The organism is Nitrococcus sp. (assembly GCF_059432795.1).
The window spans coordinates 1-12,598 of the sequence record NZ_JBXWZQ010000040.1 but is presented as its reverse complement, the minus strand read 5'-3'; the positions used below and the strand labels follow the sequence as shown (position 1 = coordinate 12,598).

Below are 12,598 nucleotides of genomic sequence, written 5' to 3'. Positions count from 1 at the left end.
TTCCAGAAAGGTAAGGTCAAGCACATCTATTTTATCGCGGAGACCAAGGGCTCGATGTCATCCCTGGAGCTTCGCGAAATCGAAAAGAGCAAAATCCAGTGCGCCAGAAGGTTCTTTGCAAAAATCGCATCTGATGAAGTCAAGTACGACGTGATCGATGGGTATGACAAGCTAATGGCGCTAGTGGCTTAGGTGTGAGTCCCGGTGACTCTATGCACGGCATATCCTCGACGCCGTCGCCAAGTAGACCACGGCGTAGCTCCCGAGGGTCCAAGCTGGCTGGCACGACAAGCGGCATCATATGATGTATTTTTTGATGTATGACGCTGCTGAATGAGGTGCTCCATGCGTACGACCCTGAATATCGATGATCAGTTACTGGACGAGGCCCGGCGCCTAACCGGGATGACTGAGAAGTCCGCCCTAGTGCGTGAGGGACTGCGCGCGCTGATTGAGCGCGAGAGCGCTCGGCGACTGGCGCGACTCGGTGGCAGTGAATCGCAACTGGAGCCGGTGGCCCGGCGGCAATCCGACCCGGCATGATCCTGGTCGATACCTCGGTCTGGATCGATCATCTGCGTGTCGGTGACGCGGAACTGGCCACTCTGCTGAATAACAGCCGGGTGCTGATGCATCCCTTTGTGCTGGGTGAGCTGGCCTGCGGCAACTTGCGCGATCGCAACGAGGTGCTGGCCCTGCTCAAGGATCTTCCGCGGGTAGCGATCGCGACGGATGACGAGGTGCTGTTCTTCATCGAACGCCACACGCTGATGGGTCGCGGCATTGGCTATGTGGATGCCCATTTGCTGGCTGCGGTGATATTGAGTGGTGCGACGCGGTTGTGGACACGGGACAAGCGCTTGCAAGCGGTAGCCCTTTCGCTGGCACTGGCCTATACGAAGGATTGATCCTGCCCTGAAACCGCGCTGCCCTGAGGCGGTGACCGGTACCGTGGATCAGGCGCCGCGTATCTCCCGCTTGCCCAGGCGGTCGCGGTGATGGGGGGCGGATAAATCCACCGCCGGGCCGATCGAGACGAGCCGGTTGGGGTTCACGCTCGGGTGGCTTCGGAAGTAGTGGTTGCGGATGTGATCCATGTGCACCGTCTCGGCTACACCGGGTAACTGATATATGTCCCGTAGCAGCCCGTTGAGGTTCGGGTAGTCGCAGATCCGCTTGTGGTCGCACTTGAAGTGGGTCACATAGACGGGGTCGAAGCGCAGCAAGGTCGTCCATAGGCGCAGGTCGGCCTCGGTCAGCGTGTGGCCGAGGAGATAACGGCTCGTGGCGAGGCGCTCCTCGAGCGCCTCGAGGGTGTCGAACAGAGCCGTCACCGCCTCGTCGTAGGCGTCCTGACTGGTGGCGAAACCGGCTTTGTAGACTCCGTTGTTGACGTTGTCGTAAACGGCCTGGTTGACGGCGTCGATCGCCTCGCGCAACGCCTCGGGATAGTAATCGCCGGGCTTGGCGCCCAGATTGTCGAAGGCGGCGTTGAGCATGCGGATAATCTCCGCGGACTCGTTATTGACGATCGTCTCGCGCTGCTTGTCCCACAGCACGGGCACGGTCACGCGGCCGCTGTAGTGCTCGTCCGCTTTCAGATAGAGCTCGTAGAGCTTGTGCAGGCCGCACAGCGCGTCGCCGGTGGCGCCGTCAAAATCCTCGCGCAGCTCCCAGCCGTGCTCCAGCATCAGCGGATGCACCACGGATACGCCGATGTGCTCCTCCAGTCCTTTCCAGGCGCGCATGACCAGGGTCCGGTGCGCCCAGGGGCAAGCGTAGGAGACATACAGATGATAGCGTCCGGACTCGGCCTTGAAGCCGTTTTCGCCGTCGGCGGTGACCCAGTTGCGGAATTGGCTCTCGGAGCGCTGGAAGCGCCCGCCGGTGCGCTTGGTGTCGTACCATTTATCCTGCCATTGGCCGTCGACCAGCAATCCCATAATCTACCTCCGGTTGCGTTAGCCAAGGGGCGCCGCGAGCCGGTCAGGCGGCAGCCGGTTCAGCCAGCGCTTCGAGCTGCGCGGCGATCTCCAGGCGCGCCCGCCGCAGAGAGCGCTGCCTCGTCTCCTCACCCATATTGAGTCCCTCGGCGTAAATGAATTCCACGTCGGTGAGGCCGACGAAAGCGAGAATGTGTCGCACGAACTCGGTAGTGGTCTCCTCCGGTCGACCGAGATGAACACCGCCGTGCGCGGCGAACACCCGCACCGGCTTGTTCTCGAGCAGACCCACCGCCCCGCTCTGGGTATAGCGAAAGGTCACCCGCGCGCGGGCGATGTGGTCGAGCCACGTCTTGAACTGCGTCGGGACGCCGAAGTTGTACATGGGCAGACCGATCACTACCAGATCGGCACTCTGCAGCTCGTCAATCAGCTTATCGGAATGAGCCAGCACCGCTTTTTGCGCCTCGCTTAGCGCCGGGTCGAATCCCCGCAGCGCGGCGGCACGCTCCCGATCGAGATGGGGCAGGCCGTCGCGAATCAGATCGCGGGTCACCACCTCCGTGCCCGGGCGCCGCTCCCGGTAGCCCTCGATGAACTCGCGCGCCAACCGGCTGGACTGGCCACGCTCGCCGAAAATACTGCTTTGCAGGTAGAGAATGCGTGCCATGCTCGGACTCCTGTGGTCGCGGTATGGGTTTATTATTGGACCGGTGGAACGGAATAAGTAACCGCACGAATTCGCGCGATTTGATCGATTGATTCGATATGTCAGCGAAAATCACCCTGGATCAGTGGCAAGCCCTTCTCGCCGTGGTCGATGAGGGCGGCTATGCCGCCGCCGCCCAGGCGCTGGGCAAAAGCCAGTCGGCGGTCAGCTATGCCGTGCAGAAAATCGAAAGCGAGCTGGGGGTGCGCGCTTTTACGCTGGAGGGTCGCCGAGCCAGGCTCACGGAGATCGGCAACTTGCTGTATCGGCAGGCGAAGGCTCTGGTCGAGGAAGCCGGCCGCCTCGAGAAAACCGCTATCCGCTTCGGCCGCGGCTGGGAACCTCTGGTACGCGTCACGGCCGACGGACTGTTCCCCCACCAATACGTCCTCGCCGCGCTGGTCGAGCTGGCCGGAGAAAGTCCGTTGACGCGGGTGGAGTTCCAGGTGACCGTGCTCTCCGGCTCCGAGGAGGCGCTGCTGCGAAGGTCGGCGGATATCGTGATCAGCGCACGGGTGCCGCCCGGCTTTACGGGGGATCATTTATTGCGGGTCCGGTTCGTGGCCGTCGCCGCGGTCGATCACCCCTTGCACCGGCAGAGCGAGTTGAGTGTGGACGATCTGCGCCGTCATCGGCAGCTGGTGATCCGCGACTCCGGAAGCCGTCGGGTGGACTCCGGCTGGCTTGGCGCCGAGCAGCGCTGGACTTTCTCGCACGCTGCTGTGCGCCGGGAGGCGCTGATTCGCGGGCTCGGATTCGCCTGGGTACCGGAGAACGAAATCCAGGACGCGCTGGCCGACAGCCGGCTGCGGCCGCTGCCGCTGCGCGAGGGCGTGTACCGGTATCAGGATCTCTATCTGGTGTACACCGACGGGCGCTATGCCGGTCAGGCCGCCCGCTATCTGGGGGCACGGATCAAGGCGGGGATCGATGCGGCCGGTTCGGTGCGGCCAGGAGGCCGGTCTCCTGGGCGCTGAGGCGCGAGTGATACCCGCGCGCGAGCAGGGTGGCCTCAGTCTGCTCCCGAAGCGTGCGCCGGGGCGGTGGCATGAGCGGCGATGATCTGCATGAAAAGCAGACCGTAGGCTTCGAGCTTTTTCTGCCCCACGCCATGCAGCCTCAGGAATTCATCGGCGTTGGCCGGCCGCCGCGCGACCATTTCCAAAAGCGTGGTGTCGGGGAAAATCACATAGCCGGGGACGCCCTGTTCGGCGGCGAGTCGCTTGCGCAGCGCGCGCAATGCCTCCCACAATGCGGCATCCTCGCTCGGCAGGTCGCCGCTGTGGCGCTTGGCATGCGGCCGCGAGCGCCGTTGCGGCTTGCGCTCACGGCGTAGACGCAAGGCTTGCTCGCCGCGCAGGAGCGGGCGTGCCCGCCCGTCGAGCCGCAGGCCGCCATAGCCTTCCAGCTCCACGTCGAGATAGCCGTGCGCCACCAACTGCCGAATCAGCGAGCGCCATTGTTGGTTGCTCAACTCGCCACCAATACCGAACGTCGAGAGTTGCGTATGGTTCGATGACGTGGCCCGTGCGTCACGCTCGCCGCGCAGATGGCCAACGAGGTATTGCGCGCCGTAGCGCTGGCCGGTGCGGTAAACAGCCGATAAGAGCTTGCGCGCCGGCTCGGTCGCATCCCAGGTCTCGGGGGGCGTGAGACACGTATCGCAGTGGCCGCACGCGCTCGGCGGCCGTTCGCCGAAGTAGCGCAGCAGATGCGCGCGGCGGCAGGTCGAGATCTCGCAATAGCTCAACATGGCATCGAGCTTGTGGCGCTCGACGCGCTTTCGCGCCTCGCTCGACTGAGACTGCTCGATCATGCGCCGGCGCTGCACCACGTCGGCGAGACCGTAGAGCATCCACGCATCGGCCGGCCGCCCGTCGCGCCCGGCGCGGCCGGTTTCCTGGTAATAGGCCTCGATGTTCGCCGGTAAATCCAAGTGTGCGACGAAGCGCACGTCCGGTTTGTCGATGCCCATGCCGAAGGCGACAGTGGCGACGACCACCACGGCCTCCTCGCGCGCGAAGCGGCGCTGGTGGGCCGCGCGCGTGCTCTGATCGAGCCCGGCGTGATACGGCACCGCGGCAATGCCCTGCGCGCAGAGCCAATCGGCGGTTTGCTCGACCTTGTTGCGCGAGAGGCAGTAAACGATGCCCGCTTCGTCCGCATGCTCCTCACCGATGAAGCGCAGCAGCTGCGCTCGCGCGCTGCCGCGCTCGGCGACGCGATAGCAGATGTTGGGCCGGTCGAAGCTGTGGATGAACTGCTGCGCATCCTGCAATCGCAGGCGCTCGAGAATCTCCTGCCGGGTCGGCAGATCCGCGGTCGCCGTCAAAGCGATCCGCGGGGTCTCGGCGAAGCGCTCGGTCAGTGCGGCGAGCTGCAGGTACTCCGGCCGGAAATCGTGGCCCCATTGCGAGACACAATGCGCTTCGTCGATGGCGAACAGGGCGATCTCGCAGCGCCCGAGCAAATCGAGACAGCGCGGCTGCATCAGCCGTTCCGGTGCGATGTAGAGCAAATCCAGCGCCCCGGCGAGCAGTTGCCGCTCGACGGCGCGCTGCTCGCTTCGGTCCAGGCTGGAATTGAGAAAGCTCGCGGCGACGCCCGCCTGGCGTAACGCCGCCACCTGGTCGGCCATCAACGCGATCAGCGGCGAGACGACGACACCGACGCCCGTGCGCAGCAGTGCCGGAATCTGGTAGCAAAGGGATTTGCCCCCGCCCGTCGGCATCAGCACCAGCGCATCGCCACCAGCGGCGACCGTGTCGATGATGGCTTCCTGGCGGCCACGAAACGTATCGAAGCCGAAGACCGTGTTCAGGATGGACTCGGGTGTCATCTCGTTCTTATCGGTGGAGGAAGCGATCGGCCGAGGTTATCATCCCCGCCGGCCGTGATTGCTATACAAATAGGCGGCCGGCGAAGAGGTGCGGGTGCGCGCGTGGGGCTGCAACGGATGCGCTACTCGGCGACGATGGTGTTGCGTCCAGCCGCCTTCGCCCGGTATTACTCGGGCAAATAAGTATGGGTCATAAGCCAGGCCGTACACCAGCCGGGGGCTGTCCTAACTCGAAGTGTATTCACTGTATTTAATTGCCGGGTTAATACAAGCGGTCGTCGGCCAGCTTGATGAGCGCAAAGCAGTTGCTGTCATGTTCTTTGTCCGCGCCACGCGGGACGCTCGCGCGGCGGTACTCGTCGAGGTCGGCAACCCCCATGGACAGGGTCACGGGGACGACCACGTCGTCGCACGCAAAGGGTTCGGACTCGACGAGCTTGCGTAACGCCTCCGCGATGACCGCCGCCTGGGCTTTGTCGATGCTCGGCAGCAGCGCCACGAATTCCTCGCCGCCATACCGGGCGAAAAGATCGTCCTCGCGCAGGTGGCGCTGGATGTGCTGGGCGAGGTGTTTCAGGACATAATCGCCGGCGATGTGCCCGTAGACATCGTTGATCGTCTTGAATTCGTCGATGTCGCAGAGGATGAGCGACAGGTCGTGGCCGTGGCGCACCGACCGGCGCATCTGGCGCGCCATCTCCTTGAGGAAGTAACGCTGATTGTAGACCCCGGTCAGGCCGTCGGTCGTCGTCAGGCGATAGACCTCCTCGTGATAGCTCGCCTCGATGTTGCGAGCGCTCAGAAATTTGAGGATCGTGGGGCCGATCTTGATCTGATCGCCGTCGACGAGCGTGTGCTCGCGCACGGCGCGCTCGTTGACGTAAGTGCCATTGGTCGAGGCAAGGTCCCGCACCACGAAGTCATCCAGGCGGCGCGCGATGACGGCGTGGCGGCGGGAGACGGCATCCTCGTCGATCTGGATGGCAACTTGGCTCGAGCGTCCGATCAGCGTCGTATCCTGAGTCAGAGGGTACTTTTTACCCAGGTCGAGCCCATTGAGCACGACAAGACAGCCGGAGTGCGGCGGGCAAGCGTTCAGCGGATCCTTGTCGATGATCGTAATGATTTCGCTGTCGCCGGGCGCATCGCCTTTGAGGCGATCGAGTTCACCTCGACCGTGAGGTGGACGCGGCGCGCGTGGTCCCCCTGTCACAAGGCAGCCCCCCGTCCCGGGACAGATTTGTCGGATTGTCGAAGAAGATGATCGGCGTGATTAAACCAGATAATGCGTCCAATACAAAGCTTGATCATGGCGTGGCGATTATCGGTACGGGGACGCGGCTTTCCTGCCTGGACGGCTAGGTTCGAGTGTCATCTTTCACGGAACGCATCAGATCGTTGGACGTGTATTCCAGAAATGAAAGAGATAGGAAGTTTGCGACTTAACCGCTACGCTAAGCGCTTCCCTGCATTCCGCTTTTGGGTCGACGGCTGATGTGACTTTTGCCGAGCGCACGGGGGAGGCCGGGCGGTGGGCACCGAAGGCAGGCGGAAGAAGCCGCGGCGCTTTGCCGTGATTTCGCTCGATGCTGAACTTGCCCCGCAGAGCCTACCCGCCACGCGGTTGCTCGGCGCTACTCCATGGGCTGGTGCGATTTGGGCCGTCGAAGCGCTGCATCGGGCAGGTTTGGCTTTTGGGCGGCAAGATCGACCCTCGCTGGTTCAGTAACCCTGGCAACTGTCCGATGAAGGAATAAGGATGGGTCGAACGATCTATCGTCGGCTCGTGAACGTACAATGTGTTACCTCAGGTGCCCGACACGGGTGGACAGGCTCGGTCCGAGTGGCATCACGACAAGAAAATGGCGCGGGGCGCGTTGTCTTGGCCAGTTTCTCCAAACCACGTCTACTGCAAGCACGAGAATTTAATGAGAATTCCGAGAGGTCTTGAGCCGTTGATTCGCGACGGCCTCGTGGACCAGGTCGTCCGTTCGCTCAAAAGCGGCAAGGAAGCGGCTGTCTACATCGTCGTCTCCGAGGGAGAGATCCGCTGCGCCAAGGTTTACAAGGACGCCGACAAACGCAGCTTCCATCAGCAAGCCCAGTACCAGGAGGCACGCAAGGTAAGAAATAGCCGACGTGCGCGCGCCATGACCAAGCGCACTCGCTATGGCCGAAAGGAGCAGGAGGAGGCTTGGCGAAGTGCCGAGGTGGATGCCCTATTCCGCCTCAGTGCCGCCGGCGTGCGCGTTCCAAAGCCTTATGCCTTCGTCGACGGGGTTCTGCTTATGGAACTTCTCGTCGATGCCGACGGCAACGTGGCCCCCAGGCTGAATGATCTGGAACTCACGCCCGCTGAGGCACGCGCATACCACGCGGTGTTGATCGCGCAGGTGGTTCGTATGCTCTGCGCCGGTTTGGTCCATGGCGATCTTTCCGAATACAACGTGCTTGTCGGCAGCGATGGGCCGGTTATCATCGATCTGCCTCAAGCCGTTGATGCGGCGGGCAACAACAACGCCTGCAGGATGCTTGAGCGAGATGTCGACAATCTGGCCGCTTATTTCGGGCGCTATGCCCCTGAGCTTCTGGCCGCCGACTACGGCAAGGAGATCTGGCGGCTCTACGAGACTGGGACCCTCCACCCCGACGTCGAGCTGACCGGGCGTTTCGAGGCCAGCACGATGCCTGTTGATGTGAAAAGCGTTCTACGGGATATCGAAGACGCCCGCGAGGAGGCGGAAAGACGCCGCCTTGACCGCATGACGACGACAGGATGAACGAACAAACGGGCGATTAGGGGCTTGCTTGGACTATCCGACGGCGGCGGATCCGGCTGACCGTCGTAGGATCGCCCGGGGGCGGCTCCAGAGCCAATCGGCTGACGCCTCGGCCAGCTAGCGGAGAGTTTTTATCGCGAACGTGGGTAAGCATGCTGCTTATTCATTTGATGCCGCGCCTATGCCTCTCTCGCGCACCCGCGCGGTGCCCGTCCCGGCAGCCAAACCAATCCGATGAAGCTTGCTAGGCCTGCGGCGCCCATGAGGGCGATCAGAGTGGCCATGCCGAGCGAGGTGCCGCTGTGCAGGTGACCGACGATGACCCCGGCGGCGGCCGCCACGGACATTTGTACCAGGCCGAGCAGCGCGGAGGCGGAGCCGACGATCTGCGGGTAGGGCGCGATGGCGCCGGCGGTGGACTGCGGCAGCACGATGCCCAAGCCCATCATGTAGAGCGTCATCGGCAGCATCACGGCCAGTGTCGTGAAAACCTCTGCCAGCGACAAAACGGCCATCAGGGCGCCGCCGAGGGTGGTGATCACGCTGCCGATCAGCAGCAGGCGGTTGATACCGAGGCGGCGGCTCAGCCGGCCAGCGAGCAACGTGCCCGAGATGTAGCCGAGCACGCCCAGCGTGAAGTAATAGCCGAAATGCTGCGCGCCGACGCCCATGAACTCGATGAGCACGAACGCGGCTGCCGATAGGAAGGCGACGAAACCGGCGAAAGTGAATGTGCAAGCGAGTGTATAGCCCAGGTACTCCCGCTGCTGCAGCAGAAAGCGGTAATTGCGGCCGATCGCGCGAGGATGGATGGACTGGCGCAGCACCGGATCCAGCGACTCCGGCAGGGCGAACCACAGCAGTGCCGTCGCGGCGAGTCCGTAAACGGTGAGAAAGACGAACACGGAAGGCCAGCCGAGAACCAGCAGCAGGTAGCCGCCGCCGATGGGTGCCAGCGCCGGTGCGAGTGCGGTGGCGGCACTGAGATAGGAGAGAACGCGCGCCGCCTCGAGCGGGCCGTGCACGTCACGCACGGCCGCCCGCCCGAGCACGGGCCCGGCCGAGCCGCCGAGTGCCTGTAGGAAGCGGAAAACGATCATGGCCTCGATCGATCGGGCGAGCGCGCAGGCCAGGCTTGCCAGGGTAAATAGCACCAGCCCCACCAGCAGCAGCGGTTTGCGTCCGAAGCGGTCGGAGAGCGGGCCGTAAATGAGCTGAGCCAGGGCGACAGCGATTATGTAGACGCTGAGCGTGAGCTGAACCTCGGCAGGGGTGGCGTCCAGTGCTTTCGCCATGGCGGGCAGCGCCGGCAGATACATGTCGGTCGCCAGGGGGCCGAGGGCGACGAACGCTGCCAGCAGCAGCGTTGCCGCCTTGGAGCGCAGTCGCAGCATTGCGCGTTCTCAACTCTCGAGAAACGGATTATTTGAATGTATTTCCGTGCGGGTGTTAAAAAGAGAGCCTTGCAAAACAGGACGAACCCATTCGGCGTATCCGAGGGTAGCACGGTTGAGCGCCTCTCGGCTCGGTCAGCCGGTTCGCACCGGGGCGTCGGCGCCTGAACGGGTGCGAGAGCATGCGCGCTCGGCCGGGTTATTTCGCACCATCACAACAAAGGACGTTCGTGTGAAAATCCTCGTTACCGGGGGCGCGGGATTCATCGGCTCCGCGCTCGTGCGTTATCTTATCGGCGAAACCGAGCACCGCGTGGTCAATGTGGATGCGCTGACCTACGCGGGTGACCTAAGCACGGTGGGCTCGGTGGCCCAAGACCCACGTTACCAATTTTATCGTATCGATATTTGCGATACCTCGGCGCTGCGGGAGCTGTTCACTCGCGAAAAGCCGGATGCGGTCATGCACTTGGCGGCGGAATCGCATGTCGATCGCTCCATCGACGGCCCGGCCGAGTTCATGCGCACCAATATTCAGGGCACGTATTGTCTGCTCGAGGTGGCGCGAGCCTACTGGGCGGAGCTGCCGGTGGAGGGCCAGAAGCGCTTTCGCTTCCACCACATCTCCACCGACGAGGTCTTCGGCTCCCTTGGCGAGAGCGGCTGCTTCACCGAGGACAGCCCCTATCGGCCCAACTCGCCTTATGCGGCCAGTAAAGCCTCGGCCGATCATCTGGTTCGCGCCTGGCACCACACGTACGGGTTTCCCGTGGTGCTCAGCAACTGCAGCAACAACTACGGGCCCTACCAGTTCCCGGAGAAGCTCATCCCGCTGCAGATCACCCGGGCGCTGGCCGGGCGCTCGATGCCCGTTTATGGCGACGGCCGCAACGTGCGCGACTGGCTCTACGTCGACGATCACGCCCGTGCCCTGACGTGCGTGCTGACCCGGGGCGCTGTCGGGGAGAGCTACAACATCGGAGGCAACGCCGAGCGCACCAATCTGCAGGTGGTGGAAACGCTGTGCACACAGCTCGACCGCCTCAAGCCGCGGGAGGCGCCCCATGCCCGCTTGATCGAGTTCGTAACCGACCGGCCCGGGCATGATTTCCGCTACGCCATCGACGCCAGCAAAGCGCGTCGCGAGCTGGGCTGGTCGCCCGTGGAGAGCTTCGACTCCGGGCTCGAGAAAACGGTGCGCTGGTATCTCGACCGCCCGGATTGGTGCCACCGCCTGGTGGCGAAGTACGACGGCGGACGGCTCGGCCTCAACGAGGTGGGCAGCCAGCCGGTGCCGGGGCAGGGGGCATGACGATGACGAAGCGGCCGCGGCGCAAGGGGATCATTCTGGCCGGCGGTGCCGGAACCCGCCTGTATCCGATCACCAACGCCATTTCCAAGCAGCTCCTGCCGATCTACGACAAGCCGATGATCTACTACCCCCTGACTACGCTCATGTTGGCGGGTATTCGTGAGATTCTGCTCATATCGACGCCGGAGCACACGCCTTTGTTCGAAAAGCTGCTGGGTGATGGCGAGCAGTGGGGGCTGAGCATAAGTTATCAGGTGCAGCCGCGCCCGGAGGGGCTGGCACAGGCGTTTCTGATTGGCGAGGAATTCATCGCCGGCGAGTGCTGCGCGCTGGTGCTGGGCGACAACGTCTTCCAGGGGCATGAGCTCAGTCACCTCGTGGACCGAGCCGCCGAGCGGGCGGAGGGCGCGAGCATATTCGCTTATCCGGTCAACGATCCGCAGCGTTATGGTGTCGTGGCCTTCAACGGCGACGGTCGTGCCGTCAGTCTGGAGGAGAAACCGGCCAAGCCGCGCTCGCGTTATGCGGTTACGGGGCTGTACTTCTACGATTCCGCGGTAGTGGAGATCGCCAAGGCGGTACGCCCCTCGGCACGCGGGGAGCTGGAAATCACCGACGTCAACCAAGCCTACCTGGACCAGGGACGGCTCGCCGTGGAGGTCATGGGACGGGGGTTCGCCTGGCTCGACACCGGCACCCATGAATCGCTCGCCCGGGCCAGCGCCTTCATCGAAACCATCGAAACCCGTCAAGGGCTGCAGGTCGCTTCACCGGAGGAGACCGCCTTCCGCATGGGCTACATCGATGCCGCGCAGGTGCGCCGACTCGCCGAGCCACTGGCGAAGACCGATTACGGCCAGTATTTGCTGCGCATCCTGAACGAACGCGTATTTTGAATGGGGCTCGCGATGGACTTCATCCCAACCCGCCTCCCCGATGTCATTCTCATCAAGCCCCGCATGGCCGGCGATGCGCGGGGCTATTTCATGGAGACCTGGCACGCGGAGAAATTCCGCGAGGTGGGGCTCGATCTGCGCTTCGTGCAGGACAATCAAAGCCGCTCGGGGCAAGGCATTCTGCGCGGTTTGCACTATCAGATCCGCCAACCGCAGGGCAAGCTCGTGCGCGTGGTCTCGGGTGCGGTGTTCGACGTGGCGGTGGACCTGCGCCGCAGCTCGCCGACCTTCGGGCAATGGGTTGGGGCCGAGCTTTCCGCCGAGAACAAGCACATGTTGTGGATACCGCCAGGGTTTGCGCACGGCTTCTACGTGAGCGCTGATCACGCCGAATTCGTCTACAAGTGCACCGATTTCTGGGCACCGCAGCACGAGCGCACTCTTCGCTGGGATGACCCCGAGCTTGGCATTGCCTGGCCGATTCCAAGCCACGCCGCGCCGTTGCTCTCCGAGAAGGATCGTGCCGGGGTGACGTTGAGCGAGGCAGAGCTTTTTCCATGAAGGTGCTCATCACGGGTGCGAGCGGCCAGCTCGGTCGGGCACTGGTGCGCCAGGCCCCCCATGGAGCGCGGCTGCTGGCGCCGCTGCGCGGGGAGCTTGATATCGCACGGCCTGAGAGTGTGCCACGGATGCTCGCGATGGCGCCGGAGGTCATCGTCAATGCG

Annotated in this window: 14 protein-coding genes; 9 read left to right on the top strand and 5 right to left on the bottom strand. The window is 63.5% G+C overall.

What is annotated here, in order from left to right:
- The 3 genes from AC52Q4_RS03445 to AC52Q4_RS03435 form a co-directional block, all read left to right on the top strand.
- The coding region (locus AC52Q4_RS03445; RefSeq protein WP_495535404.1) for a restriction endonuclease at positions 1–192 on the top strand (192 nt) is incomplete at its 5' end.
- Positions 193–345: 153 nt separating this feature from the next.
- Positions 346–543, top strand: a complete 198-nt coding sequence (locus tag AC52Q4_RS03440; RefSeq protein ID WP_495535403.1) for a type II toxin-antitoxin system VapB family antitoxin — start codon at positions 346–348, stop codon at positions 541–543.
- Positions 540–908 carry a type II toxin-antitoxin system VapC family toxin gene (locus tag AC52Q4_RS03435; RefSeq protein ID WP_495535402.1) on the top strand — a complete coding sequence of 123 codons (369 nt, stop codon included), beginning with the start codon at positions 540–542 and terminating at the stop codon, positions 906–908. Before AC52Q4_RS03440 ends, AC52Q4_RS03435 begins: the two co-directional genes overlap by 4 nt.
- A 48-nt stretch (positions 909–956) precedes the next feature.
- On the opposite strand, the gene AC52Q4_RS03430 is transcribed toward AC52Q4_RS03435, so the two are convergent.
- Positions 957–1,943 carry a glutathione S-transferase family protein gene (locus tag AC52Q4_RS03430; protein WP_495535401.1) on the bottom strand — a complete coding sequence of 329 codons (987 nt, stop codon included), beginning with the start codon at positions 1,941–1,943 and terminating at the stop codon, positions 957–959.
- 43 nt (positions 1,944–1,986) lie between these two features.
- Positions 1,987–2,613, bottom strand: coding sequence for an FMN-dependent NADH-azoreductase (locus AC52Q4_RS03425; RefSeq protein WP_495535400.1), 627 nt, complete (start codon positions 2,611–2,613; stop codon positions 1,987–1,989).
- 98 nt (positions 2,614–2,711) lie between these two features.
- Between AC52Q4_RS03425 and AC52Q4_RS03420 the strand changes: the two genes are divergently transcribed.
- Entirely contained in the window at positions 2,712–3,629 is a 918-nt protein-coding gene (locus AC52Q4_RS03420; protein WP_495535399.1) for a LysR family transcriptional regulator, read from the top strand.
- 35 nt (positions 3,630–3,664) lie between these two features.
- Here AC52Q4_RS03420 and recQ read toward each other — a convergent pair whose 3' ends face one another.
- Positions 3,665–5,491 carry a DNA helicase RecQ gene (gene recQ, locus AC52Q4_RS03415; RefSeq protein WP_495535398.1) on the bottom strand — a complete coding sequence of 609 codons (1,827 nt, stop codon included), beginning with the start codon at positions 5,489–5,491 and terminating at the stop codon, positions 3,665–3,667.
- Positions 5,492–5,753: 262 nt separating this feature from the next.
- Positions 5,754–6,704, bottom strand: a complete 951-nt coding sequence (locus tag AC52Q4_RS03410) for a GGDEF domain-containing protein (RefSeq protein WP_495535397.1) — start codon at positions 6,702–6,704, stop codon at positions 5,754–5,756.
- Positions 6,705–7,419: 715 nt separating this feature from the next.
- Between AC52Q4_RS03410 and AC52Q4_RS03405 the strand changes: the two genes are divergently transcribed.
- Positions 7,420–8,271 (top strand): PA4780 family RIO1-like protein kinase, encoded by an 852-nt coding sequence (locus tag AC52Q4_RS03405; RefSeq protein WP_495535396.1) that lies wholly within the window; start codon positions 7,420–7,422, stop codon positions 8,269–8,271.
- A gap of 179 nt (positions 8,272–8,450) precedes the next feature.
- Here the strand turns inward: AC52Q4_RS03405 and AC52Q4_RS03400 are convergent, their stop codons facing one another.
- The gene (locus tag AC52Q4_RS03400) at positions 8,451–9,665 is read right to left on the bottom strand and encodes a multidrug effflux MFS transporter (protein ID WP_495535395.1); all 1,215 of its coding nucleotides are present in this window, start codon (positions 9,663–9,665) and stop codon (positions 8,451–8,453) included.
- Positions 9,666–9,897: 232 nt separating this feature from the next.
- Between AC52Q4_RS03400 and rfbB the strand changes: the two genes are divergently transcribed.
- The 4 genes from rfbB to AC52Q4_RS03380 form a co-directional block, all read left to right on the top strand.
- Complete coding sequence (rfbB, locus tag AC52Q4_RS03395) at positions 9,898–10,977, top strand: dTDP-glucose 4,6-dehydratase (protein ID WP_495535394.1); 1,080 nt, start codon at positions 9,898–9,900, stop codon at positions 10,975–10,977.
- Positions 10,978–10,979: 2 nt separating this feature from the next.
- Positions 10,980–11,873, top strand: a complete 894-nt coding sequence (gene rfbA / locus AC52Q4_RS03390; RefSeq protein ID WP_495535393.1) for a glucose-1-phosphate thymidylyltransferase RfbA — start codon at positions 10,980–10,982, stop codon at positions 11,871–11,873.
- Between the two features lie 12 nt (positions 11,874–11,885).
- On the top strand, positions 11,886–12,434 hold the full coding sequence (gene rfbC, locus AC52Q4_RS03385; RefSeq protein ID WP_495535392.1) for a dTDP-4-dehydrorhamnose 3,5-epimerase: 549 nt from the start codon (positions 11,886–11,888) through the stop codon (positions 12,432–12,434).
- A partial coding sequence (locus AC52Q4_RS03380; RefSeq protein ID WP_495535405.1) for a sugar nucleotide-binding protein occupies positions 12,431–12,598 on the top strand: 168 nt, incomplete at its 3' end. The genes rfbC and AC52Q4_RS03380, both read left to right, overlap by 4 nt.

Bases quoted from the DNA above. Each gene is read 5' to 3' on its own strand.
- AC52Q4_RS03440 (WP_495535403.1), top strand. From the start codon at position 346: ATGCGTACGACCCTGAATATCGATGATCAGTTACTGGACGAGGCCCGG.
- AC52Q4_RS03435 (WP_495535402.1), top strand. From the start codon at position 540: ATGATCCTGGTCGATACCTCGGTCTGGATCGATCATCTGCGTGTCGGT.
- AC52Q4_RS03430 (WP_495535401.1), bottom strand. From the start codon at position 1,943: ATGGGATTGCTGGTCGACGGCCAATGGCAGGATAAATGGTACGACACC.
- AC52Q4_RS03425 (WP_495535400.1), bottom strand. From the start codon at position 2,613: ATGGCACGCATTCTCTACCTGCAAAGCAGTATTTTCGGCGAGCGTGGC.
- AC52Q4_RS03420 (WP_495535399.1), top strand. From the start codon at position 2,712: ATGTCAGCGAAAATCACCCTGGATCAGTGGCAAGCCCTTCTCGCCGTG.
- recQ (WP_495535398.1), bottom strand. From the start codon at position 5,491: ATGACACCCGAGTCCATCCTGAACACGGTCTTCGGCTTCGATACGTTT.
- AC52Q4_RS03405 (WP_495535396.1), top strand. From the start codon at position 7,420: ATGAGAATTCCGAGAGGTCTTGAGCCGTTGATTCGCGACGGCCTCGTG.
- AC52Q4_RS03400 (WP_495535395.1), bottom strand. From the start codon at position 9,665: ATGCTGCGACTGCGCTCCAAGGCGGCAACGCTGCTGCTGGCAGCGTTC.
- rfbA (WP_495535393.1), top strand. From the start codon at position 10,980: ATGACGAAGCGGCCGCGGCGCAAGGGGATCATTCTGGCCGGCGGTGCC.
- rfbC (WP_495535392.1), top strand. From the start codon at position 11,886: ATGGACTTCATCCCAACCCGCCTCCCCGATGTCATTCTCATCAAGCCC.